The organism is Pseudomonas sp. UBA6562 (genome assembly GCF_002434265.1).
In the GTDB taxonomy this organism is placed as follows: Bacteria; Pseudomonadota; Gammaproteobacteria; order Pseudomonadales; family Pseudomonadaceae; genus Aquipseudomonas.
The window spans coordinates 106,664-131,347 of sequence record NZ_DJJS01000008.1 but is presented as its reverse complement, the minus strand read 5'-3'; the positions used below and the strand labels follow the sequence as shown (position 1 = coordinate 131,347).

Here is a 24,684-nt window from a genome sequence, read left to right as displayed (position 1 = left end):
CCGTCGCTGAGCCGCATGTGCGTTTCGCTTTTGCCCAGTTTCGAGGCGTCAGCAGGCCAGGGTGTCACCCGATGGTGCGTCGTCAGCGCACACGGGCATGTCCTTGGGGCAATCCGGCGGCATGAACGGCGACGGCGGCACGCGCTGCATCGACTAGATTCTCGACCCTGTCCAGGCCCGCGCCCACGCGCCAGGTGGCGAACATCTCCAAGTCCGCAGGCAATGGCTGCACGCCCAACTGACACAGACGGCCATGGCGTAAGGCGTCGTCGACCAACGCAGGCGGCAGCGCGGCGATGCCGAAATCTTCGGCCAGCAGCCGTTCGATGGCCGCCACCGAATTGATGCAGCACAAGCGCGGAGCGCGCAGCCCGTGGGCGTGCAGCAGGCCGAGCAGATCCTGATGCGGGCGCGAATGGCGGGAAAAGGTGATCAGGCGCTGTTGTGCAATCTGCGCAAGGTCTGCAGCGGCCCAGGCACTCCCCGGACGCGCCAGCCAGGCCATGGGATAGCTCGCCAGGTGCGCGTTGCGCAGGCCCTCGTCGGGCAACGGGTCGGTTTGCAGGATCAGGTCCAGCTGGCCACGGCGCAGTTGCTCGGCCAGATGGCGCGCGGTGTCGGCCTGCAGGTCCAGCTCCAGGGCCGGGTACAGGCTGCCGACGCGCTGGATGAAGGGCGCCAGCCAGGTATGGATCACGCTTTCCATCACGCCCACACGCACGCGCCCCGGCTGGTCGGCGGTGGCCGCCTGGCGCAGCGCGTGGCTGCTGTCTAGCACCTGTTCGGCATGGCCGATCAGCGCCTGGCCGCGGGGCGTCAGGGTCGCGCCGCGGGCGTCGCGCTCGAACAGGCGCACGCCCAGGTCCTGTTCCAGTGCGGCGATGCGGTTGGACACCGCGGCCTGGGTGCTGAACAGCTTCTGCGCCGCTAACCGAAAGCTGCCCAGACGCGCGACCCAGACGAAAGTTTCCAGGAATTTGAGGTTCATGCCGCCTGCCTGTGCCAGGGAAAGGCCCCCATCATAGGGTGATCGACTTTACTGTTCACCCCTGGCCGAAATAACCCGTTGGACGTGCGCACAAGGCGGGCGTGACCATCGAGCCCATCGCTCATCTGGAGACGCCCATGAAACGCCCCCTGCTCAACTGCGACATCGGAGAAAGCTTCGGCGCCTGGTCCATGGGGCTGGACGAAGAGGTCATGCCCTTGATCGACTGCGCCAACATCGCCTGCGGCTTCCATGCCGGCGACCCGGGCATCATGCGGCGCACCGTGGCCCTGGCCGTGCGCCACGACGTGCGCATCGGCGCGCACCCGGCCTATCCGGACCTGGCAGGCTTCGGCCGGCGCAGCATGGCCTGCTCGGCGCAGGAGATCGAAGATCTGGTGCTGTACCAGCTGGGCGCGCTGGAGGCGATGTGCCGTGCCGAGGGCACCCAGGTGCGCTACGTCAAACCTCACGGGGCGCTGTATAACGACATGATGGCCGACCCGGAGCGTCTAGCGGCGGTGATGCGGGCCGTGCGCGCCTTCGATGCGCAGTTGCCGCTGATGTTGATGGCCACCGCCGACACCACCGCGAGCCTCGCATTGGCTGCCGAACACGGCCTGAGCCTGTGGTTCGAAGCCTTCGCCGACCGCGCCTACGAGCCCGACGGCCAATTGGTCAGCCGCCGTCTGCCCGGCGCCGTGCACCACGAGCCGGCGCAGGTCGTGGCACAGGCCTTAGGCCTGGCCCGCGGCGAGCCTTTGCTCACCCGCGACGGCAGCGCCTTGCGCTTGCAGGTCGATACCCTCTGCGTGCATGGCGACAACCCGGCGTCGGTGGCCGCAGTGCGGCAGATCCGTCAGGCACTGGACGGTCTGCCGGCATGAACCTGCGCTTCGAAGTCGCCGCCATCGACTGCCTGACCCTGCGTCTGTTCGACGCTATCGACGAAGCCAACGTGCCTTGGCTGCTGGCCGCCGCCGAACGGCTCCGCGAAGCCTTCGGTACGGCGTTGGTGGACCTGGTGCCGTCGTACACCACATTGATGCTGCACTACGACCTGGCGCAACTGGACGATGCCCAGGCCCGTGTCCGCTGCCGGCAAGCCTTGACCGGGCTCACTCCCGCGACGGCCGCGCAGGGCCGCGAGGTGTCGTTGCCGGTCTGGTACCACCCAAGCGTCGGCCCCGACCTCGAACCCCTGGCCCGTCAGCGTGGCATGGCCGTGGACGAACTCATCGCCCTGCACAGCGGCCGCGCCTATTCGGTGTTCGCCCTGGGCTTTGCGCCGGGCTTCGGCTTCATGGGCCTGGTCGACCCACGCCTGGCCAGCCCGCGCCTGGCCACGCCACGCAAGGCGGTGGCCGCCGGCAGCGTGGGCATCGCCGAGCGGCAGACGGCGATCTACCCGGCCGTCTCGCCCGGTGGCTGGAACCTGGTGGGGCGCAGCCCGACACGCCTGTTCGACCCGGCGCTGGAGGGTTTCAGCCTGCTGCGGCCCGGCGACCGGGTGCGCTTCGTGCCGATCGAACGTGACGAATTCCTTCGCCTGGGCGGCGATGCGACGCCGATAGAGGCACAGCCATGACGGCACTGATCGTGGAAAAGGCCGGCCCGCAAGCCAGCGTGCAGGACGGCGGCCGCAGCGGGGTGCGGCACCTGGGCCTGACCCAGGGCGGCGCGCTCGACTGGCTGGCCCAGCATTGGGCCAACTGGATGCTGGGCAACGACCTCAACGCCGCCGTAGTGGAAATCACCCTCGGCGGGCTGCACCTGGAGTGCCAGGGCGAGGGCTGGCTGGCGTTGGCCGGCGCGGACCTGGGCGCGACGCTGGACGAGCAGCCGCTGGCGGTCTGGCGCCCGTTCAAGGTCGTTGCTGGGCAGCGGTTGCGTTTCGCCAGCCCGCGCCTGGGCGCCCGGGCCTATCTGGCGTTGCCCGGCGGCGTGCAGGCGCCGCTGCTGGCCGGCAGTTGCGCCACGGTGCAGCGCGAAGGGGTCGGCGGGCTGGATGGGCAGGGCAATGCTTTGCGCGAGGGCGACCGGATCGCCTGGGCAGGCGAGCCGGCCGCCGTGCGCGCTGTGCCGGCGGGGCGCGTGCCCGACCTACACAGCCCGGCGCGCCTCGAGCTGATCCTCGGCGCCCAGGCCGGTGGCTTCACCGGGCAAAGCCTGTTCGATACCTTCAATCGACCCTGGGTCGTCGACGCACGCAGCGACCGCATGGGCCTGCGTCTGACCGGCGAGCCGCTGCGCTACACCGGGCCTGGCCTGATTTCCGAAGGCATCCCCCTGGGCGCGGTGCAAGTGCCGCCCGATGGGCAGCCGATCGTCCTGCTCAACGACCGCCAAACCATCGGCGGCTATCCGCGGCTGGGCGCGTTGAGCCCGTTGGCGGTGGCAAGGTTGGCGCAGTGCCTGCCGGGGGAGACGGTGCGCTTGTGGCCGCAGGTGGTCTATGCGGCGCAGGAGCGGCACCGCCAGCTCGCGGTGGGATGATGCCCGCTTTTTCACGCAGGCCAGTCATGGCCTGACGCTCGAATGAGGTGTGGATTTCCCAGGTGGGTCTGCTGAACGGTTTCCAAGCGTCCCTAGCGGCAAGCCTCAATCGTCCGATCTGCAAAAAGGCCCGCGCTGCGGGCCATCGCAGACGGCTCGTAGCGTCGACAGCCTGCTCCAGTCGTCACCCCAGGCAGCGGGTCACATGCTTGACCGATTGATACGCGCTCAACCCCCAAGGCCCCAGCTCGCGGCCGATGCCGCTGCCCTTGGTGCCGCCCCAGGAGGTTTCGACGAACACCGCCTGGATCGAGTTGATCCACACATGGCCCACCTCCAGCGCCGCCGCTACCCGCTCGGCACGTTCCAGATCGGCGCTGGCGACGGTGGCGACCAGGCCGAAGCGGCTGTCGTTGGCCAGGGCGATGGCTTCGTCTTCCTGGCTGAAGCGTCGGGCGCAGAGGACCGGGCCGAAGATTTCTTCGGTCCACAGGCGGCTGTCGGTCGGAACATCGGCATACAGCGTCGGCGCGACGAACCAGCCCGGCCCGTCCAGTTGCCGTCCCCCCGCCAAGCAGCGCAACCCCTCTTGCTCGGCTACCGCAAAGTACTCGCCCACCTTGTGCCACTGGGCTTGGCTGGTCAGCGGGCCCATGTCGATGTCCTGCTCCAGCGGGTTGCCGACCCGCAGCGCGTCGAGCGCCTCGGCCAGACGCGGCAGCAGCGCATCGGCAATGCCGTCCTGCACCAACAGCCGCGAGGTGGCCGAGCACATCTGGCCGGCGTTCCAGGCGATGCCCGCGACGATCCATTCGACGGCCTGTGCGACGTCGCAGTCGTCGAACACCAGGATCGCCGACTTGCCGCCCAGCTCCAGGGTCAGCGGCCGGCAGTGCTCGGCGGCGCTGTGCATCACGCGGCTGCCCACGGTATTGCTGCCGGTGAAGGAGAGCTTGTCCAGGCCGGGATGGGCGCTGAGCGCCGCGCCCACCTCGGCCTTGCCGCCGACGATGTTGAGCACGCCTGCGGGCAGGCCGAGTTCGTCGGCGATTTGACCGTAGGCGAGTTCGATCAGGGGCGTGACTTCCGAAGGTTTGAGCACCACCGTGCAGCCTGCGGCCAGGGCAGGGGCGATCTTCCAGGCGCTGGTCACCAGGGGGAAATTCCAGGGCACGATCAGGCCGACCACGCCGATGGCTTCCAGGCGCGTATGCGAGCTGAAGCCGGACGCCGCCAGCGCCACCGGACGGTTCTGCCGGTCGCTCAAGCCTTCGGCCAGGTCGGCGTAGTAGGCGAAGGTCGCCACGGCGTCGTCGAGGTCGACTTCGGCTTCGTGGCGGGGTTTGCCGTTGTTGCGCATTTGCTGTTCGATCAGGCTGGCGCGGCGTTCGCCGAGAGCCTGAGCGAAGCCGCGCAGGTAGCGGGCGCGCTCGTCAGGCGCGGTGGTTTTCCAAGCCGGCAGTGCCCGGCGCGCGGCGGCGACGGCCTGGTCGACCTGCTCCGTGCTGGCGGCGCGCAGTTCGGCGTAGGCATGGGCCGTGGCGGGTTCGAACGCGTCGATCACGTCTGCGCCTTCGCCAGCCAGCCAGCGGCCGGCGATGTAGTGAGGGGTGTTCATGGGGGCTCCAGTGGCCTGAGTCAGGCGCGGGGGTGGATGATGGACAGTGGAATGTGAGTGGGGCGCGGCAGTAGATGACGGGCGGTGGAACGTTGCGAGCGCCTATAGGGCTGCTGCGCAGCCCATCGCGGCTGAAGCCGCTCCCACAGGGATCTTGCGATAGCCGCCTCCATGGGGGGCTGTAGGAGCGGCCGGTTCAGCGCTCCGATTAGCCGCGATGGCCGGCAACGCCGGCCCAAAGGCGGGATCTCAAGGCGCAAACGGCGGCGCTTCGGCCAGTTCGATCAACAACGGCCGATCGTCCGGCGCCTCGCGCAGCAACGCTTGTAGATGCGCAGGGTCGCGGGCGCGCTTGGCCAGGCAACCGAAGCCGCGGGCGATGGCGATGAAGTCCGGCGTGTAGATGTCGACGCCCACTGGGGTGATGTCGCGCCGCTCCATGTAGCGCTTGATCTCGCCATAGCCCTGGTTGTTCCACAGCAGCACGATCACACCCACCCGCGCCTCCACGGCGCTGGCGAGCTCCGGCAACGTGAACTGGATGCCGCCGTCGCCCATCAGGCTGATCACCGGGCGCGTCGGTTCGGCCAGCTTGGCGCCGATGGCCGCCGGCAGGCCGTAGCCCAGGGTGCCGTAGCCGGTGGATGAGTTGAACCAGCGGCGCGGGCCGTCCAGTTCCACCAGGTGGTTGCCGCTGTACACCGTTTGCGTGGAGTCGCCGACGAAACGCGCGTCGGGCAGCACCTCGAGGATGCAGTCGAACAAGCGTCGGTAGTGCGCCCAGCCGCTGAAATCCTCGGCCAGTTGGCGACGCGCCGCTTCGGCGCGAACAGCGCCATCGCGGTCGGGTACTGCGCGCTCTGGCAGGGCGGCGAGCAGCGCTTCGATGGCAAGGCCTGCCTCGCTGTGGATGGCCACGGCGGGGCGGTGGTTGCGGTCCAGTTGCTCGGCATCGATATCGATCCGAATCAGCGCGCCGCCGATCCGGAAGCCACCGTCGAACACCACGTCGTAGTCGGTTTCGCCCAGTTCGGTGCCGATGGCCAGCACCACGTCGGCGTCCCGCGCCAACTGCCGCACCGGCACCAACGACTGGTTGCTGCCCAACAAGAGAGGGTGATCCGGCGGCAGCAGCCCTTTGGCGTTGATGGTCAGCGCTGTCGGCGCATCAAGGGCTTCGGCCAGCTGGCGCACCAGCGCCGGCTGCGCCACACAACCGCCGCCGATCAGCAGCAGGGGGTTGAGCGCTTCGCGCAAGCGCTGCGCCGCCTGCTCGATGAGCGCGGGTAACGGGGCGGGTGGCTGTGTGACCAAGCGCGGTTGCAGGCGCAGATGCTCGGCAGAGGCTGTAATCACATCCAGCGGCAACTCGATATGCACCGGCCGAGGCCGCTGGCCGTCGAACACTGCGAACGCCCGTGCCAGCACTTCAGGGAGTTCCTCGACTGCTAGCACGGTCTGGCTGAACGCAGCGACGCCGGCCACCAGCGCACGCTGGTCGGGCAGTTCGTGCAGGTAGCCCCGGCCCTGGCCCAGGCGCTCGCGCTCGTTGACGCTGGAGATCACCAGCATCGGAATCGAGTCGGCATAGGCCTGGCCCATGGCGGTCAGGATATTGGTCATCCCCGGCCCGGTGATGATGAAGCACACGCCGGGCTTGCCGCTGACCCGTGCGTAGCCGTCGGCCATGAAGCCCGCGCCCTGCTCGTGGCGCGGCGTGACATGGCGGATGCCGCTGCCGGGCAGGCCGCGGTACAGCTCCACGGTGTGTACGCCGGGAATGCCGAACACGGTGTCCACGCCCCAGGCCTGGAGCTGCTGGACGAGAAATTCTCCACAGGTGGTCATTGCAGTTTTCCTTTCAGAGTGGAACGCGGTGCCGGCGTCTAGCGGCCGGCACCGCATGCAGCGATCGACACCGCCCTCAGGCGATCCGTGTGGCGTGCGCCTGCGGCCGGGTCAACAGGCTGCCGGCGACGAAGGCGAGCAGGCCGACGGCCAGGCTGTAGTAGATCGGCGTATTGGCCTCCAGGCCGTCGCGGAACATGAACACCAGCGCCGTGCCGCAGCCCAATGCCATGCTCAGGATCGCTCCGGTGGTGGTCGCGCGCTTCCAGTAGATGGCGCCGAGCATCGGGATCAGGATGCCGCCGACCAGCAGGTTGTAGGCCAGGGTCAGGGCGCCGATCACATCGTTGACCACCAGCGCGATGCCCAACACCACCAGCCCTGTGAGGAAGGTGAAGGCACGGGCCATGCCCAGGCTGGAGGCGCGGCCATTGCGCAGTTTGGGCAACAGGTCTTCGGTGATGGTGGTGGAGGCGGCCAGCAGGCCGGCGCTGGCGGTGGACATCATCGCCGCCAGGGCGGCGGCGATCACCAGACCGCGGATGCCGTCGGGCAAGGCGCTCTGCACGATCGAGGCGAAGGCGTTGTTGGCGTTGGCCAAATCCGGCAGCAGCACCTTGGCGGACATGCCGATCAGCGCGCCGACCAGGCCGTAGACCACGCAGTACACCCCGGCCAGGCTGCCGGCCACCCGCGCTACACCCTCGCTGCGCGCGGTGAACACACGCTGCCAGATGTCCTGGCCGATGAGGATGCCGAAGAAGTAGATCAGGAAGTAGGTGAGGATCGTATCGTAGCCAATGGTGCTGAAGCTGAACGCCGTCTCGGGCAGCTTGGCCTGCAAGGCGTCCCACCCGCCGACGCGCCATAGGCAGATCGGCAGCAGCACGAACATCAGGCCCACGGTCTTGATCACGAACTGCACGATGTCGGTCAGGGTCAGCGACCACATGCCGCCGATGCTCGAATACACCACCACCACGCCACCGGCCAGAAGGATGGCCGTCACGAAAGGCAGGTCGAACAGCACTTGCAGCACGGTGCCGCTGGCCAGGGTCGAGACCACCGCGATCATCAGCGCGTAGGCGAACATCACCACCGCGCTGGCCTGGCGTGCCATGGGCGTGTAACGACGCTCAAGGATCTGCGTCACGGTGCTGATGCGCAGTTTGAGCAGGGGTTTGGCGAGGAACAGGTTGAGCACGATGATCCCGGCGCCCAAGGCGGCGCACAGCCAGAACCCGGAAATGCCGTGCACATACCCCAGGCGCACGGTGCCGACGGTCGCCGCGCCGCCGAGCACCGTGGCAGCCATGGTGCCGAGGTAGAAGGCCGGGCCGAGGTTGCGCCCGGCCACCAGGTAATCTTCCTGGGTGCGGGCGCGGCGCATGCCGTACCAGCCGAGCAGCAGCATGCCGGCGGCGTAAAGGATCACTACGGAAATATCCAGGAGCATGGTGTTGTTCTCATTGTTCTGGAAGGAAGGGACGCCGGGCGCAGCACGCCCGGTGCACGGAAGGTCGCAGACGCGCTCAGGCGATCCCGGCGCTTTCGAGCCTCAAACCGACGGGGCTTTTCTGCCGCACCCAGCGCGGGCCCAAGGGGCCGTAGACCTCGGCCGGCTCCGGGAACAGGTTGAGCAGCGCCAGGTACAGCAGCGCCGCCATCCCCAAGGTGATCGGCAGGCTGACGTCGATGCCGCCGGCCAGGTCGCCCAAGGGGCCGACGAACTGCCCGGGCAGGTTGACGAAGCACAGGCCCAGCGCCGCGCTCGGAATCCACGCACCCAGGCCGCGCCAGTTCCAGCCGTGCTGGAACCAGTAACGCCCGCCGCGCTCGCCACGGGTGAACACTTGCAGGTCGTCGGCGTGGTAGTGGCCGCGACGCACGATCAGGCCGAGGATCATGATCACCATCCACGGGCTGGTGCAGGTGACGATCAGCACGGCGAAGGTCGAGACGCTCTGTACCAGGTTGAAGGCGAAGCGTCCGATGAAGATGAAGGCGATCGCCGCTACGCCGATCAGCAGCGTGGCCACCGCCCGGCTCAGCACCCGCGGGAACATGCTCGACATGTCCAGGCCCGTGCCGTACAGCGCGGTGGTGCCGGTGGACATACCCCCAATCAGCGCGATCAGGCACACCGGGAGGAAGAACCAGCTCGGCGAAATCGCCAACAGGCCACCGACGTAGTTGCTCGCTTCGATGTACTGCGGCGCCTGGGTAGCCACCAGCGTGGCCGTGCACAGGCCGAACAGGAACGGGATCAGCGTACCGGCCTGGGCTGCGACCACGGCCAGCATGATCCGGCGCTTGGGCGTGCGGCGCGGGATGTAGCGCGACCAGTCGCCGAGGAAGGCGCCGAACGACACCGGGTTGCTCATCGCCAGCAGGGCCGCGCCGATGAACGCCGCCCAGAACCCGGTCTGTCCGGCGCTGAGGGTGCCCGCGTAGTGCACGTCGAACGGCCCGGCGAAGGCCACCACACCCAGCAGGAACAGCAGGCTCGATGCCCACACCGCGACCTTGTTGACCCACAGCATGATGCGAAACCCATAGATGCACACCGCCAGCACCAGCACGGCGAACACCCCATAGGCCAGGCCCAGGGACAGGTCGTTCTCGGGCAGCCCGACCAGGCGCTTGGCGCCGCCGACCAAGGCGTCGCCCGAACTCCACACCGACAGCGAGAAGAACGCCACGGCGGTGAGCAGCGAGAGGAAGGAGCCGACGATGCGCCCGTGCACGCCGAAGTGCGCGCCGGACGACACCGCATTGTTGGTGCCGTTGAGCGCGCCGAACAGCCCCATGGGCGCAAGGATCGCCGCGCCCACGGCCACGCCCAGCACGATGGCCCAGACGCCGGCCTGGAACGACAGGCCGAACAGCACGGGAAAGCTGCCCAACACCGCCGTGGCGAAGGTGTTGGCGCCGCCGAAGATCAGGCGGAACAGGTCGATGGGGGATGCATCGCGCTGGGCGTCGGGAATCTGCTCGACGCCAAAGGTTTCGATACCCGTACTCATGGTGTGTCTCCGGTGCCTGTCACGGTTCTTGTAAGGCCGGTTCAGGCTCACCGGCCTTTGTTATTCACCCCCGGCTTTTCGCGGGTGGGCGGTGTTACGGCAGTACGGCAAGGCCCCCGGGTGTGGGGCCGTGGCAGGCGCGGGAAGGGTGGCCCCGCGCATGCCGGAAGGTCAGCTCGGGCTCAGGGCCGACAAGTGCTCATGGCACGCCAGCCAACGTCCGGCTCGATGGCGGAACACGATGGTTTCGCGTTCTTGTACATCGTGTTCCTGTCCATCCAGGTACAAGCGTGTCGCGACGTCATGGATGAAAATCGCGACCTCGTCACCTTGCAGGCTGACGAGCGCACCGCTGGAGCGACAGCCCAGCACGGCAAAGCCCTCCGCCTGCCACTGCTGCCAGAGCGCGCGATAGTTCTCGAGCGACAGCGGTTGCGGCTGGGTGTGGAACACGAAGGTGGCGTCCTCGCTGAAACAGGCGAAGTAACGCGCCGTGTCGTTGCTGGCGAAGGCCGCCACCAACGCCTCGGCGGCGGCCTGTACCTCGGCTTTTCGGCCCATCGACGTGGTTGTCATCGACGCACCACGCCCGGCAGCACGCAGAGCATTTCGTACAGCAGGTTGGCGCCCAGCAATGCGGTGTTGCCGGTGGTGTCGTAAGGCGGCGAGACCTCCACCAGGTCGCAGCCGACCAGGTTCAGGCCCTGGCAGCCACGGATGATTTCCAGCGCCTGGATGGTGGTCAGCCCACCGACTTCCGGGGTGCCGGTGCCCGGTGCCCAGGCCGGGTCGATGCCGTCGATATCGAACGACAGGTAGACCGGGCCGCCATCGACCTTGGCGCGCACTTCTTCCATCAACGGCGTCAGCGACTGGTGCCAGCATTCTTCGGCCTGCACCACACGGAAGCCCTGGTTGCGGCTCCAGTTGAAGTCGTCGGCGGTGTAGCCCTGGGCACGCAGGCCGATCTGCACCACACGGTCGCTGTCGAGCAGGCCTTCTTCCTGGGCGCGGCGGAAGGTGGTGCCGTGGGCGATCTTCTCGCCGAACATGTGATCGTTGACGTCTGCGTGGGCATCGATGTGCACCAGGCCGACCTTGCCGTACTTCTTCTTCATCGCCCGCAGGATCGGCAGGGTCAGGGTGTGGTCGCCGCCCAGGGTCAGGGGGATGATGCCGTGTTCGAGAATGCCGTCGTAGTGCTGCTCGATGATGCGCACGGTGTCGAGCAGGTTGAAGGTGTTGAGCGCCACGTCGCCGATGTCGGCCACGTTCAGCGAATCGAAGGGGGCAGCGCCAGTGGCCATGTTGTAGGGGCGGATCATCACCGATTCGGCGCGGATCTGCCGTGGCCCGAAGCGGGTGCCGGAGCGCAGCGAGGTGCCGATGTCGAGGGGGATGCCGACGAACGCGGCGTCGAGCCGGGCGAGTTCGTCCGGGCCCTGCACATGGGGCAGGCGCAGCATGGTGGCGATGCCGCCGAAACGCGGCATCTCGTTGCCGCCCAGGGGTTGGTGGAGGGAGTCGTCCACGGTGGGCCTCACAGATTTTATGGTTGTCGTGAGCCGATTCTGGACACAGCGCCGGGTGTGACAAATCGCTGCGAGCAAATAATCAGTTCAGAGATTTCTAAACTATCGGACGGTAGACTGGCGCCCACCGTGATCTTCGCCAGGAACGCCGTCATGTCGTCCGCCTTACCCGACCTCAAGCTGCTGCGCATCTTCGCCAGTGTGGTGCGCAACCAAGGCTTCGCCGCTGCCCAGCAGGAGCTGAACCTATCCACTTCGGCGATCAGCACCTACATGAGCCAGTTGGAGACGCTGCTCGGCGTCGCCCTGTGCCACCGCGGGCGCGGCGGCTTCAGCCTGACCGGCAAGGGCGAGCTGTTCCACCAGGAGACCTTGCGCATGCTCGCCGAGCTGCACGAGTTCGAGCGCTACGCCGCCTCGTTGAAGGGCGAGCTGCGCGGCACGCTCAACCTCGGCGTGCTCGACTCCACCGTCAGCGACCCGGCGCTGCCGCTGGCCGAGATCATTGGCGCCTACACCCAGGAACACCCGGCCGTGCACCTGCATTTGGCCGTACTGAGCCCGGCCGAGCTGCAACTGGGCTTGCTGGAAAACCGCCTGGACCTGGCCATCGGCGCCTTTTCGGTGCGCACCAGCGGGCTGGTGTACCAGGCGTTGTACAGGGAGCAGCACTGGCTGTACTGCAGCGACCGGCACCCGCTCTACGCGCAGACGCGCATCCCGGCCGAGGTGATCGCCCAGCAGCGCATGGTCGGGCGCGGCTATTGGAGCCAGACCGAACTGGCACGGCACGGCTTCAAGCACAGCGCGGCCACCGTGGAGTCGATGGAAGCGCAGCTGATTCTGGTACTGTCGGGGGCCTACATCGGCTATTTGCCCGAACACCATGCCCAGCCCTGGGTGGAGCAGAAGCGCCTGAAAGTGCTGTTGCCCAACACCTTCGGCTACCAAGCGCCCTTCACTACGGCGATCCGCCGTGGGCGTTCGCGGGAACCCCTGATCCAGAGTTTCCGGGATCGGATCAAGGCGCAGTCGGGCAAAGAGGCGGCAACGCTGTAGGTGCGGTACCGCAACGGTTCAGAAGTGCACTTCCACCGTCAATGGTAAATGGTCCGACAGATGTGTCCACGGCCGATGCCCAAGAATCTTCGGCGCATGGCTCTGTGCATTGCGCAGGTAGATGCGGTCAAGGCGCAGCATCGGCAGGCGCGCAGGGTAGGTGCGCGCTAGGCGGCCATGGTGGCGTTCGAAGGCTTCGTGCAGGTCGCGCTGCAAATGCAGCGTGCGGTTGCCGCGCAATTGCCAGTCGTTGAAGTCGCCGGCAACGATCACCGGGGCATCGGGCGGCAGCGAATCGAGCAGGGTGCGCAGGAGTTTGAGCTGTTTCTGCCGGTGGCTTTCGAGCAGCGATAGATGCACGCAAATCGCATGCACCGGGTGTGGCCCGGGCACATCGAGCACGCAATGCAGCAAGCCGCGGCGCTCGGGGCCGGTGATCGACACGTCGAGGTTGCGGTGTTCGAGGATCGGGTATTTGGACAGCAGCGCGTTGCCGTGATGGCCGTCGGGATAGACCGCGTTCTGCCCATAGGCGAAATCGCTCCACATGCTGTCGGCGAGGAATTCGTATTGCGAGGTGGTAGGCCAGCCTGGATGGCGGGCGGCGTGCCGGTCATGGCTGCCGAGCACTTCCTGAAGAAACACCACATCGGCTTGGGTGCTGCGCACCGCTTCACGCAGTTCCGGCAGAATGAAGCGCCGGTTGAACGCGGTAAAGCCTTTATGGGTGTTGACCGTCAGGACCCGCAGCCGATGGACGGCCGGGGTCTGATCGGGAGAGGCGAAACCCGTAACGTCGGCTTCGTGGTTCACACATCCTCCTGAACTGCCGTAGGGGCGGGCAGGTACAGATTCGGACCTGACCGCCCCTACAGGGTTCAGTCTTCCTCGCGCTGCAAGGCGAACAGCACCAGCGAACGGCCCGTCACTTCGTACTCGGTGTCGAACTGCAGCGGCTTGCCCTTGCGCAGCTTCGGCTGGTCGGTATCGATCAGGCAGGTCCAATGCTCGCCCTGCGGTACCGAAGGCAGCTTGAAGTTGACGGTGTCGTGGTGCGCGTTGACGATCAACAGCACCGTGGCGTCATCGCCCGGACGTTCGATACCGCTGACCTGCGCACGGCCGTCCATCAGCAAGCCTACGCAACGGCCGTTGGCATCTTCCCACTGCTCGACGCTCATCTCATTGCCGTCGGGCGCCAACCAGGTGGCGTCCTTGACCCCGAGCGCCTCGTTGTAGTCGCCGACCAGGAAGCGGGAACGGCGCAGTACCGGATAGGTGATGCGCACGCGGTTGAGACGCTTGACGAACGCCAACAAGTCTTGGCCTTCTTCGTCCAGATCCCAGTTGATCCAGCCGATTTCGCTGTCTTGGCAATAGGCGTTGTTGTTGCCGTGCTGGGTGCGGCTGAACTCGTCACCGGCGACGATCATCGGCGTGCCCTGGGACAGCAGCAAGGTAGCGAAGAAGTTGCGCATCTGACGCATGCGCAGTTCTTTGATTTCCGGGTTCTCGGTCGGGCCTTCTTCGCCGCAGTTCCAGGACATGTTGTTGCTGCTGCCGTCCTGGTTGTTCTCTTCGTTGGCCTCGTTGTGCTTCTCGTTGTACGACACCAGGTCGCGCAAGGTGAAGCCGTCGTGGGCGGTAATGAAGTTGACCGAGGCGTACGGACGACGACCGCGGTTGTTGAACAGGTCGCCGGAAGCGGTGATGCGTGCGGCGAAATCGGCGAGCTGGCCTTCGTCGCCTTTCCAGAACGAGCGCACGGTGTCGCGGAACTTGTCGTTCCACTCGGCCCAGCCCGGCGCGAAGTTGCCCACCTGGTAGCCGCCCGGGCCGCAGTCCCAAGGTTCGGCGATCAGTTTGACCTGGCTCAGCAGCGGGTCCTGGCGGCAGGCCACGAGGAAGCTGTGGCGTTCGTCGTAACCGTCATGGTAGCGGCCGAGGATGGTCGCCAGGTCGAAGCGGAAGCCGTCGACGTGCATTTCGCCGGCCCAGTAGCGCAGCGAATCGGTGACCAGTTGCAGCACGCACGGGTGGCTGAGGTCGAGGGTGTTGCCGGTGCCCGAGTCGTTGATGTAGTAGCGCTTGTCGTCGGGCATCAGGCGGTAGTACGAGGCGTTGTCGATCCCGCGCATGGACAGGGTCGGGCCCTTCTCGTTGCCTTCGGCGGTGTGGTTGTAGACCACGTCGAGGATCAGCTCCAGGCCTTTGTTGTGCAGGTGCGCGACCATCTCCTTGAACTCGGCGATCTTGCCGTTGGCAAGGTACGTCGGGTGCGGGGCGAAGAAGGCGATGGTGTTGTAGCCCCAGTAGTTGTTCAGGCCCTTGTCGAGCAGGTGCTGGTCGTTGACGAAGGCGTGGATCGGCAGCAGTTCGATGCTGGAGACGCCCAGGTCCTTGATGTGCTTGAGCAGGTCGTCGTTGGCCAGGCCGCCGAAGGTGCCGCGCAGTTTCTCGGGCACCGAGGGGTGCTGCATGCTGATGCCACGGGTGTGGGCTTCGTAGAACACGGTGCTTTCCCACGGCACCTGCACGCGCTCGTCGCGGCCCCAGGTGAAGGCCGGGTCGATGACCTTGCACTTGGGCACGAAAGGCGCGCTGTCGCGTTCGTCGAAGGTGGTGTCTTCCTCGCCCAGGACATAGCCGAACAGGGCCGGGTCCCATTTCAACTCGCCGACCAATTGCTTGGCGTAGGGGTCGATCAACAGTTTGTTGTGGTTGAAGCGGTGGCCGTTCTGCGGCTCGTACGGGCCATACACGCGGTAGCCGTAGACCATGCCCGGATGGGCGTCGGCCAGGTAGCCGTGGTAGATCTCGTCGGTGTATTCGGGCAGTTCGATGCGCTCGAGTTCGTTTTCGCCGGTCGAGTCGAAGATGCACAGCTCGACCTTGGTGGCATTGGCAGAGAACAGGGCGAAGTTGACGCCTAGGCCGTCCCAGGTGGCACCGAGCGGAAAGGGCATGCCTTCACGAATGCGCGAAGGGGCGACGGAGCGGTTTTTCTTCGGAGTACGTTGGGTCATGTCAGGTCTCGGATGGCCAAAAAAAGTGACGGGGCAGCGCTACTGGCCTCCACGCCAACCGGTCCGTTCTCCAGGGAGTCGAACCGTTTCGCGGGTGATGCCTACACCGGGGTATCGCGAGGCGGGACCGTGGACCGGCACCGCTTGGCTTTGCACGGAACGTGCGGGAGATGATCGTGCTGGGGGGTGAACAGGCCAGGCGTATCGTCCTGGCGATGAAACGCGACTCCTGTCGCTCCTGACCTGTTTACCGCTTGGCCTGACCGCCGCTGTGCGACGTTGCGTGCATTGCCGGGGACTGTCGGGCGATCACCCGGCAGAAGGTTTCTTCGCTGCGCGGGGTTTCTTTGCAGCTGGCGCTTTCGCAGGGGCAGGTTTGCTGGCCGAAGACTTGGCAGCCGACGATTTTGCCGCAGGTGCCTTGCCGGAAACTGTACTTTCGGCACCTGGCAGGGCAGCGCTCTTGGCGACGCTAGCGGCCTTGTCCGAGGCCTTTGGGGCCTTGTCCACGTCGGCAGCGGCCTTACCTTTGACACTGGCGCCCTTGCGCGGCTTGGCCTTGGGCGCTACCGCCTCGGCTTCTGCCAGCTTGCGGGCCATCTTCCAGTGACGCTCGTCTTCGCCGTCGGGTTTGCCCTCGGACTCCCAGATCTGGTAGGCGAACTCGCGGATACGTTTGTCTTCAACACTCATCACGATGCTCCTGGCTGCGCTTAATCATGTTCGATCAACAGATTGACCGGAAACTCGGCTAGAACGGCGCTCAACTTCAGCTCCTTAGTAGGGCTGACAGCGCTGTTTCCGAAAAGTCCCGAGCAAGTGGTGGAAGACAAGGCGAACGGCAGAATCACCCGCGTATCTTCCCAGGCATGGGCAGGGATCAACGGCGTGTCGGCGTGTTCGCCCAACAGGCCCGCCGCCAGACGCGGCAGCACCACGACGGCGCGCTCGCCTTCACCGATGCGGGCGAAGGCCATGACCTTGTCGGCGTGCTTGCCTTCGACCGGCAGCGGCTGGTACTCGCCGCGGCGGAACAGCTCGGGGTACGCGCGACGGCAATCGAGCACGCGCGCGATCAGCGCTTGCTTGATACGCCCGTCGCGCCAGTGCGCGACCAGTTCGGACAGCGCGGCGCTGTCGTCCAGGCTGGCACGGCGGGCGGCGTAGTCCACCGGGCGACGGTTGTCGGGGTCGACCAAGGTCAGGTCCCAATATTCGTTGCCCTGGTACAGGTCCGGGATGCCGGGCACGGTCATGCGCAGCAGGGTCTGCGTCAGGCCGTTGAGGGCGCCCGGGCTGGCGATGGCCTGCGCAGCGCTTTCCAGCGACTGGCGCAACTCGCCATGGTCACGGCCTTGCAGCAACTGTTCGGTGTAGCCGGTGCAGACCTTCTCGTAGTCTTCGTTGGGCGCGTTCCAGCTGCTGCGCAGCTTGGCTTCGCGCAGGGCCTTCTGCTGCCACTGCTGGATGCGCTCGATGTAGCTCGACACCGCCGTGCTGTCGTCCAGGTCCAGGTCCAGAGGCCAGCTGCCCAACAGCAATTGGAACAGCATCATCTCGTCGCCCGGGCTCGGCACTGGGCCTTCGGCATCTTCCTTGCGCAGCCCGCTGGCGAGTTCGCGCCAGTGTTCGATCCGCTCGGCCAACCAAGGGCCGCGCTCGCTGAGTACGGCCAGGCGTGCGCGTACGTCTTCGCCGCGTTTGTGGTCGTGGGTGGCGGTGGCCAGCAGGTTGTCGGGGAAGTCGCGCAGCCGGCGCTGGGCTTCTTCGTGGAACTCGTCGATCGGCGCGCTGAAGCGTTCGGCTTCGAAGCCCACGTCGTTGCGCGAAAGCAGGCGCGCGGAGCGGTAGAAGGCGGTGTCTTCCACGGCCTTGGCGGCGCTCGGTGCAGTCAGTTGCTGGAAGCGCACACAGGCATGGCGCAGTTGCTTGCGCGCCTTGCCCACTGGCAGCGAACGCCAGCGCTGGCCGCCAAGCCACTGTTCGAGGTGGCCGAGTACTGGCCAGTCGGCTTCGGGCAGCGTCTGGCGCGCGTCGTTCAGTGCTTGCTGGAAGAACGCCTCGTCTTCGCTCGGACGGCCGCAGGCGTTTATGTAGGTGCGGTACACCGAGTAATGCTCGACCAGCGCCTGCACCCCGCGGCGGATGGCACCCAGGGTGAGGTCGCGGGTCATCAGGTCGTTGCGGGCGACTTGCAGCAGCGCCTGGGCGACCGATTCGAAGTCGCCGGCAAGGCTTGCGTTGAGCACCAGACGGCGCGCCTGGCGCACTTCCTCGGGAAATTCGGGGCGTTCGCTGACGCGCTGCCACAGCTCGGTCAAGGGCGCTTCGCCAGCCGGGTCGTGCTGGGCCAGCGACACCTGGTTCATGAATTCGTAGCCGGTGGTACCGTCGGTGTTCCAGTCGCGGTGCAGGTGTTCGCCGGTGCCGAGGATCTTCTCCACGTAGATGGGGAAGTGCTCGACCGCCGTTTGCACGGGGCGCGCGGCGAGCAGGCCGTTGACCCGGCGGCGCAGCTTGCGGCAATAGCCACGAGGGTCGGCCAGGCCGTCGATGTGGTCGATGCGCAGACCGTCCACCAGCCCGCGCTCGATCAGCTCGAACAGTTTGGCGTGGGTGGCTTCGAACACGCTGGCGCGTTCGACGCGCAGGCCGCCTAGTTCGTTGATGTCGAAGAAGCGCCGCCAGTTGATGTCGTCGGCGGCGGTGCGCCAGCTGGCCAGGCGGTAGGACTGGCGCTCCAGCAGCGCGTGCAGGCGCTGCAAGCCGGCTTCGCTGCGCGCATCGAACAGGCGCAGCACAGGGTCCAGACGCGCGCCGTCGGCATGCAGCTGCGACAACTCGGCCTGCAGCGGCTTGGCCGCCTCGAGCGGATCTTGCGCCTGGCGCAGGGCGTCGAAGCGCTCGGCCAGGGCTTGCAGTTCGCTGACTTCGCTGTGCTTGAGCACCTGGCCGTAGTCGAGCGGGCAGATCGGGAAACGGTGTTCGTGGTGCGCCACTTCCAGACGGCCATGTTCGGCGTCGAAGGTCAGTGGCAGTTCGCCTTCCTTGAGGGCTACGCCATAGTCGTTGCCCAGGAACGGCAAGAGCAGTTGCCCGGCCAGCAGCGGGTCGTTGGAATTCCACTGGATGTCGAAGAACTCGGCATAGGGGCTGCGGCGGCCCCAGGCCAGCAGGCTCTGCCACCAGGGGTTGTCGGCGCCGCCGACGGCCATGTGGTTGGACACGGTGTCGAGGATCAGGCCCATGCCGTGTTGGCGCATGGCCGCCACCAGCCGTTCCAGTGCCGCTTCGCCGCCCAATTCCGGGTTGACCTGGGTCGGGTCGACCACGTCGTAGCCGTGCCGGGAACCGGCGCGGGCCTTGAGGATGGGGGAGGCGTAGAGGTGGCTGATGCCCAGTTGAGCAAAGTAGGGCACCAGGGGTACGGCGTGGTCGAGGGTGAAATCACTGTGAAATTGCAGGCGTACGGTCGCAGTCAAGGGCTTCATCGGTCGCGCTCCCACGCATTGTTGCGGGCCTTCGCCAGCAGTTGCAGACGCCGGAAGGCGTCATCATCGTCCAGCAGTTGTTCGGTCGGCAGGGCAAAGCGCCGGCGCCAGTTGGGGTGGCCTTCGGTGGTGCCGGGCAGGTTGGGTTGTTCGTCGACGCCGAGCAGGTCTTCGAGCGGCAGCAACACCAGTGGTGCGCGGGTTTCGCCGACGAACTGGATAGCGGCGTCGATCAGGGCTCTGTCATCGGCCAGCGGGCCGTACTCGGCTTCCAGCAAGTGGCGCAGACCTGCGCATTCCTTGGCGCGGTCTTCGCGCCACTGCGCTTCGGCGTCCTTGTCGATCAATTCCAGGCGGCTTTGCCAGTCGATGTCACGGCTTTGCAGCCAGCCGGCCAGCGGTGCCAGGTCATGGGTGCCGGTGGTGGCCAGCGCGTTGTCCGGCCAATCCTGCTGCGCGGTGAAGCGGCCGGGGCCGTTCTGTTCGAAGGGCAGCACGCGCATGCCCAACACGGCCTTGGCGGCCAGTTGCTCACGCAGGCCGTCCGGCACCGTACCCAGGTCTTCGCCGAGCATGATCGCCTGGTGGCGCACCGATTCCAGGGCCAGCAGGCGCAGCATGTCCTCGAACGGGTAGTGCACGTAGGCGCCTTCGCGCGGCGAAGCCCCGCGTGGAATCAACCACAGCCGGCGCAGGCCCATCACATGGTCGATGCGCAGGCCGCCGGCGTGGGCCAGGTTGGCGCGCAGCATCTCGATGAATGCGCGGAAACCGTTGCGTTTCAGGCCCTCGGGCGAGAAGCCGCAGATGCCCCAGTCCTGTCCGGAGCGGTTGATGATGTCGGGCGGGGCACCGACGGTGAGGTCCGCGAGCAGCTCGTCCTGTCGGCTCCAGGCCTGGCTGCCGGCGCCGTCGGCGCCTACCGCGAGGTCGGCGATCAGGCCGACCTTCATGCCGTTGGTGCGCGCCGCTTGCTGGGCGCGTTGCAGGCTGCGGTCGGCCAGCCATTGGCAGAACGCCTGGAACTCTACCCGCGCCGGATAGGTGTCGGCGAAGGCCTCGACTTCGGGGTGGTAGGGGTCGTGCCAGGCTTTCGGCCAGCGCCGCCAGTCGGCACCCAGGCCTTGGTCGACCGCTTCGGCTTGCAGCACTTCGAAGCGGCAGTGGTGTTCCAAAGCCTCGCCACCGGCGGCGCGGAAACTGTCGAAGTCGGCCCGCAGTGGGTGCTGGCCTTGGCTGAAATCCTTGTACAACGCCTGCAACAGGCGCTGGCGCATTTCGGCCGCGCGGGGCCAGTCGACCAAAGGCTGCTGTTCCAGATCGTGCAAGGCGTCCGCCAAGCCCTCGGCTTCGATGGCAGCGCGCACCTCTCGTTCGCCCAGCAAGGCGGCGGGGCTGGCATAGAGGGTGTTGAGCAGCAGGCGGCTGGAAGGGGAATAGGGGCTGTAGTGCTCCTGCTCGAAGGCCGACAACGCATGGATCGGGCTGATCGCCAACGCGTCGGCGCCGCGCTCGGCGGCGCTGCGCGCCAGTTGTTCGAGCGCCAGGCAGTCGCCATAGCCGCCGTCGCCTGGGCGGCGCAGGCTATACAGCTGAGCCGCCAGGCCCCAGCAGCGAGCAGGGGCCTCTTCGACAGCGTCGTCCAGGCTGTAGCAGCGCGCAGGCGCGACGGCCACGGTCAGGGAGCGGCCGTCGACCTCGACCTGGTGGTAACCCAGTGGCAAGTCGCTTGGCAGCTCGGCCTGATCGCCCAAGGTGCACTCGCGGACATTGCCGCTTTCGTCGGTGCAGCGTGCCGTACTACCGGCCGGAAACCAGGGCTGCAACGGCAAGGCATGGCCGACTTCACTCGTGAGCAGCTTGGGCAGTTCCTGAAGGTCTTGTTGGCGTTCCAGCGCAGCCAGGCTTTCGTTCACTTCGGCGGTATCTTGCGCCGGATGCCCCAGGGCGCTGAGCACACCGCGCAGCACCTCGTCGCTGACTTGCTGGGGGCGGTCGTTGGCATCGGTCCAGTCCCGGGCGATGCCGACCCGTGCGGCCAATTGATGCAGGGCGTGGTCGCTCATGCGGTCTCCGAAGCGGTGGGGATCAAGCTGACGACGCAGCTGTGGGCTGCCAGCGAGGAATCGGGATGCGTGGTGTCGCCGCTGTCGAACAGGCGCATGGCCGGGCCGGGCAGCTCGACCGCCACAGGGTGCTTGCCCAGATTGAGGTCGATGCGCAGCTCCTGACCACTACCCAGACGCCAGCGCGCACTGACGGCCTTGTCGGCCAGTACGCTGCAGCCGAGCGAGGTGGTGCCTTGCAGATGCGGCACGATCAGGCGATGGCGCAGTTCCAGCAGCTGCTGGTACAGCCCGGGCCAGCCGGCGATGACGTCCTGGCCGGCGGGGTTGGAGGCTTGGAATGTGCCTAGCGCATTGGGGTCGGGAATTTTTTCCCGCGTTTCCGGGTTCGAGAAGGCGGCGAAATGTTCGAACTCACCCCGTCGGCCCTCGCGCACTGCATCGGCCAGTTCGTCGTGGAAGTCGGTGAAGAACAGAAACGGCGCCCGGCTGCCCTGTTCGTCGCCCATGAACAGCAGCGGGATCATCGGCGAGAGCAGCAGCAGGCCGGTGGCAGCGCGCAATGCGGCGGGCGGGGCCAGCCGGGTCAGACGCTCGCCCAAGGCGCGGTTGCCGATCTGGTCGTGGTTTTGCAGGAACAGCACGAAGGCGCTGGGCCGCAGATGGCCGCTCGGTTCGCCACGGGGTTCGCCATGGCGGTTGGCCTGGCCCTGGAACACGAAACCTTCGGACAGACAGCGGGCCAGCTGTTGGGTGGGCGCGTCTTTGTAGTCGGCGTAATAGCCCTCGGTCTCGTCGGTGAGCAGCACATGCAAGGCGTTGTGGCCGTCGTCGTTCCACTGCGCATCGAAGTGCTCTTCGAGCAGGAACGCCTGGTTGTGCTCGTTTTCCAGCACCAGCCACACCTGGCGGTCGCCCTGGGTTTCGTTGCGTACCCGTTCGGCCAATTCCTTGAGAAAATCCGGTGAGTCGATGGCGTGGACCGCATCCAGGCGCAGACCGTCGATGCGGTAATCCTGCAACCACATCAGGGCGTTCTGGATGAAGAACTCGCGGACCGCCGGCTGCCGGAAATCGATGGCCGCACCCCACGGGGTTTTCTTGGCTTCGTTGAAGAAGGCGCCGGCGTATTCGTGCAGGAAGTTGCCGTCGGGGCCGAAATGGTTGTAGACCACATCGACCATGACGCTGATGCCCAGGCCGTGGGCCTTGTCCACCAGCGCGCGCAGCTCGTCGGGCGTGCCGTAGCTGTGCTGGGCGGCGAAAGGCAGCACGCCGTCGTAGCCCCAGTTTCGATTACCGGGGAACTGACCGAGCGGCATCAGCTCGATGGCGGTGATGCCGAGCTTGGCCAAGCGTTCCAACTGCTCGCCCACGCCCCGATAGCCACCCAGCACGCCCACATGGACTTCCTGGATGACGGCGGTGTGCCAAGAACGGTTGGGGTAGGGGTGCTGCCAGTGGTAGGCCTGGTTGTCGACGATCGCGCTGGGGCCGGTCACGCCTTCTGGCTGGTAACGCGACGCCGGGTCGGCGACGGTCAAATCATTGTCGATCTGGTAGCGGTAGTGCTGACCGGCGGTGCACGGCACAGTGCCTGCAAACCAGCCATCTTCTTGGGGTGTGAGCTCGAAAGGCGCTTGCCCTTCGAGCACTACGTTCACGTGACGCGCGTCTGGCGCCCAGAGGGCGAAGCGCGCGGACGTGGCGTCCAGCAAGTGTGCGCCATGTCTGTGCATCTTCGAATCTCCGGATCAGTAGTGGGCGACGTGTGCCTGTTTGACGAGGTCTTCGAACAGCCGGGCGTATGGGGTCACCGCCTGGTACCAGTTGAACGGTTGGGTCATCGACAGGCAGCGCATGGCGTTGAGCAGGTCCGGCTGGCTGTAGACGTAGAAGGCACGGCTCAGCGCCTCGCGATAGCTTTCTGGCGTGGATTCGTCGAACAGGAAACCGGTCACGCCGTTTTCGATGGTGTCGGCCAAACCGCCCGTGTTACGTGCCACCGGCAAAGAACCGAAGCGTTGCGCGTACATCTGGCTCAGGCCGCACGGCTCGTAGCGCGAGGGCATGAGCAGGAAGTCGCTGCCGGCGAACATGCGTCGCGCATCGGTTTCGTTGAAGCCGATGCGCACGCCGATGCGGCCGGGGTGGCGCAGTGCGAGTTCGCGCATGGCTTGCTCTTCGGCAGGCTCGCCGCGGCCGATGATCGCGATCTGACCACCTTGCTCGACGATGAACTCGGCCACTGCCAACGTCAGGTCCAGGCCTTTCTGGTAAACCAGGCGCGAGACCACGGCGAACAGTGGGCCTTCGCTGTCATCCAGGCCAAACAAGCGGCGCACTTCCTGGGTGTTGCGCGCCTTGCCTTCCCAGTCGTTGAGGCTGAAGTTGTGCTGAAGGTGCTCGTCGGTGGCCGAATCCCAGCTTTCGTCGATGCCGTTGGGAATGCCGCTGAGCAGCCCTTGCTGGGCTTTGCTGGCGAGGAAGCCGTCCAGACCGCAGCCGAACGCCGGCGTGGTGATTTCCTGAGCGTAGGTGGCGCTGACGGTGGTGATGTGGCTGGAGTAGGCCAGGCCCGCCTTGAGGAACGACAGCTTGCCGTAGAACTCCATGCCTTCCTGTTGCAGGGCATGCTCGGGGATCGCGAGCTCCGGGCAGCAGGCCAGGCTGTACACACCCTGATAGGCCAGGTTGTGGATGGTGAACAGGGTCGGGGTGCTCAGGCCGCGCCAGTGCATGTAGGCCGGTGCGAGGCCTGCGGGCCAGTCGTGGGCATGGACCAGTTCCGGTGTCCAATGCGCCAGGCCTTCGCCTGCGGCGATCTCGGCGGCGGCCAGGCCCAAGCGGGCGAAGCGGATATGGTTGTCGGCCCAGTCGCGACCGTCGTTGTCGCCATAGGGGGTGCCTTCGCGCTGGTACAGCTCGGGGCAGATCAGCACGTAGATGACCAGCCCGTCAGGCAAGTCCATCCGGCCGATCTTGCACGGCGGCAGCGCGGCGTGGCCGCCCAGTTGGCCGACGATGTGGATCGGGTTGTCGCTGTCCATCACCTGCGGGTAGCCAGGGATCAACACGCGCACGTCGTGCAGGTCGGAGAGGGCGCGCGGCAGGGCCGCGGACACATCGCCCAGGCCGCCGGTCTTGACCAGGTCGGCGATCTCCGAGGTGACGAAGAGTACTTTGCGTTTGTTCGGGTTCTGCTGGCGCTTGGCGCCGGGTGATCTGCCAGCCGTGATAAAGCCTGGGACCTGAGGTCCGCGGTGTTCCGTTTTGAACGTGTCTGCATGTGGCTCGACAGCGGCGCTGATCATCGTACTCTCCATCCCTAAATTCAGGCCCTCTGGGCCTTCGCGTTACATCGTGCTGGCTCTCTTCTCTGTACTGGGTGAAGCGTCTTGCAATCCATGCCCCGAATTCTGTGCAACCTTGGAAACGCCTGGGCCTTCCGGGCCGCAAGCGTTAATGCGCTGTGGGGTGGGCGGGCCGTGAGAAGAACGTCTCTGTACTGCGGCCTGCTTAAGTGCTGACCGG

At 66.5% G+C, this 24,684-nt stretch carries 18 protein-coding genes; 4 read left to right on the top strand and 14 right to left on the bottom strand.

The features are described from left to right. Positions 1 to 82: 82 nt before the first annotated feature. Positions 83 to 988 carry a LysR family transcriptional regulator gene (locus tag B4M43_RS16350; protein WP_296268523.1) on the bottom strand — a complete coding sequence of 302 codons (906 nt, stop codon included), beginning with the start codon at positions 986 to 988 and terminating at the stop codon, positions 83 to 85. Positions 989 to 1,125: 137 nt separating this feature from the next. Between B4M43_RS16350 and B4M43_RS16345 the strand changes: the two genes are divergently transcribed. Genes B4M43_RS16345 through B4M43_RS16335 form a run of 3 tightly spaced genes read left to right on the top strand, consistent with a single transcriptional unit; the run spans position 1,126 to position 3,484 of the window. After that, the gene (locus tag B4M43_RS16345; RefSeq protein ID WP_296268522.1) at positions 1,126 to 1,875 is read left to right on the top strand and encodes a 5-oxoprolinase subunit PxpA; all 750 of its coding nucleotides are present in this window, start codon (positions 1,126 to 1,128) and stop codon (positions 1,873 to 1,875) included. Next, positions 1,872 to 2,576, top strand: coding sequence for a 5-oxoprolinase subunit PxpB (pxpB, locus tag B4M43_RS16340; protein WP_296268521.1), 705 nt, complete (start codon positions 1,872 to 1,874; stop codon positions 2,574 to 2,576). Before B4M43_RS16345 ends, pxpB begins: the two co-directional genes overlap by 4 nt. Continuing rightward, complete coding sequence (locus tag B4M43_RS16335) at positions 2,573 to 3,484, top strand: biotin-dependent carboxyltransferase family protein (RefSeq protein WP_296268520.1); 912 nt, start codon at positions 2,573 to 2,575, stop codon at positions 3,482 to 3,484. The genes pxpB and B4M43_RS16335 overlap by 4 nt, the downstream gene beginning before the upstream one ends. 184 nt (positions 3,485 to 3,668) lie before the next feature. Here the strand turns inward: B4M43_RS16335 and B4M43_RS16330 are convergent, their stop codons facing one another. The 6 genes from B4M43_RS16330 to speB form a co-directional block, all read right to left on the bottom strand. Then, positions 3,669 to 5,102, bottom strand: a complete 1,434-nt coding sequence (locus tag B4M43_RS16330; RefSeq protein WP_296268519.1) for an aldehyde dehydrogenase family protein — start codon at positions 5,100 to 5,102, stop codon at positions 3,669 to 3,671. Positions 5,103 to 5,351: 249 nt separating this feature from the next. Further along, positions 5,352 to 6,950, bottom strand: a complete 1,599-nt coding sequence (locus B4M43_RS16325) for a 5-guanidino-2-oxopentanoate decarboxylase (protein ID WP_296268518.1) — start codon at positions 6,948 to 6,950, stop codon at positions 5,352 to 5,354. A 76-nt stretch (positions 6,951 to 7,026) separates the two neighbouring features. Next, positions 7,027 to 8,406: a sodium:solute symporter gene (locus tag B4M43_RS16320; protein WP_296268517.1), complete on the bottom strand. Its 1,380-nt coding sequence runs from the start codon at positions 8,404 to 8,406 to the stop codon at positions 7,027 to 7,029. Between the two features lie 76 nt (positions 8,407 to 8,482). Further along, entirely contained in the window at positions 8,483 to 9,976 is a 1,494-nt protein-coding gene (locus tag B4M43_RS16315; protein WP_296268516.1) for a purine-cytosine permease family protein, read from the bottom strand. 171 nt (positions 9,977 to 10,147) lie between these two features. Next, on the bottom strand, positions 10,148 to 10,552 hold the full coding sequence (locus B4M43_RS16310; protein ID WP_414707863.1) for a YybH family protein: 405 nt from the start codon (positions 10,550 to 10,552) through the stop codon (positions 10,148 to 10,150). Further along, a complete protein-coding gene (speB, locus tag B4M43_RS16305) occupies positions 10,549 to 11,508 on the bottom strand; it encodes an agmatinase (protein WP_296268515.1) in 960 nt (319 codons plus the stop codon). Before speB ends, B4M43_RS16310 begins: the two co-directional genes overlap by 4 nt. Positions 11,509 to 11,661: 153 nt before the next feature. Between speB and B4M43_RS16300 the strand changes: the two genes are divergently transcribed. Continuing rightward, positions 11,662 to 12,567 (top strand): LysR family transcriptional regulator, encoded by a 906-nt coding sequence (locus B4M43_RS16300; RefSeq protein ID WP_296268514.1) that lies wholly within the window; start codon positions 11,662 to 11,664, stop codon positions 12,565 to 12,567. Positions 12,568 to 12,585: 18 nt separating this feature from the next. On the opposite strand, the gene B4M43_RS16295 is transcribed toward B4M43_RS16300, so the two are convergent. The 7 genes from B4M43_RS16295 to glgA form a co-directional block, all read right to left on the bottom strand. Continuing rightward, a complete protein-coding gene (locus B4M43_RS16295) occupies positions 12,586 to 13,380 on the bottom strand; it encodes an endonuclease/exonuclease/phosphatase family protein (protein WP_296268513.1) in 795 nt (264 codons plus the stop codon). Positions 13,381 to 13,445: 65 nt separating this feature from the next. Further along, the gene (gene glgX / locus B4M43_RS16290) at positions 13,446 to 15,593 is read right to left on the bottom strand and encodes a glycogen debranching protein GlgX (protein ID WP_296268512.1); all 2,148 of its coding nucleotides are present in this window, start codon (positions 15,591 to 15,593) and stop codon (positions 13,446 to 13,448) included. A gap of 309 nt (positions 15,594 to 15,902) precedes the next feature. Then, positions 15,903 to 16,286: a DUF2934 domain-containing protein gene (locus tag B4M43_RS16285; RefSeq protein WP_296268511.1), complete on the bottom strand. Its 384-nt coding sequence runs from the start codon at positions 16,284 to 16,286 to the stop codon at positions 15,903 to 15,905. A gap of 20 nt (positions 16,287 to 16,306) precedes the next feature. Next, positions 16,307 to 19,084 (bottom strand): malto-oligosyltrehalose synthase, encoded by a 2,778-nt coding sequence (locus B4M43_RS16280; protein ID WP_296268510.1) that lies wholly within the window; start codon positions 19,082 to 19,084, stop codon positions 16,307 to 16,309. Then, entirely contained in the window at positions 19,081 to 21,150 is a 2,070-nt protein-coding gene (malQ, locus tag B4M43_RS16275; protein WP_296268509.1) for a 4-alpha-glucanotransferase, read from the bottom strand. Before malQ ends, B4M43_RS16280 begins: the two co-directional genes overlap by 4 nt. Further along, complete coding sequence (treZ, locus tag B4M43_RS16270; RefSeq protein ID WP_296268508.1) at positions 21,147 to 22,889, bottom strand: malto-oligosyltrehalose trehalohydrolase; 1,743 nt, start codon at positions 22,887 to 22,889, stop codon at positions 21,147 to 21,149. Before treZ ends, malQ begins: the two co-directional genes overlap by 4 nt. Before the next feature lie 15 nt (positions 22,890 to 22,904). Continuing rightward, entirely contained in the window at positions 22,905 to 24,464 is a 1,560-nt protein-coding gene (glgA, locus tag B4M43_RS16265; RefSeq protein WP_296268507.1) for a glycogen synthase GlgA, read from the bottom strand. Positions 24,465 to 24,684 lie beyond the last annotated feature (220 nt).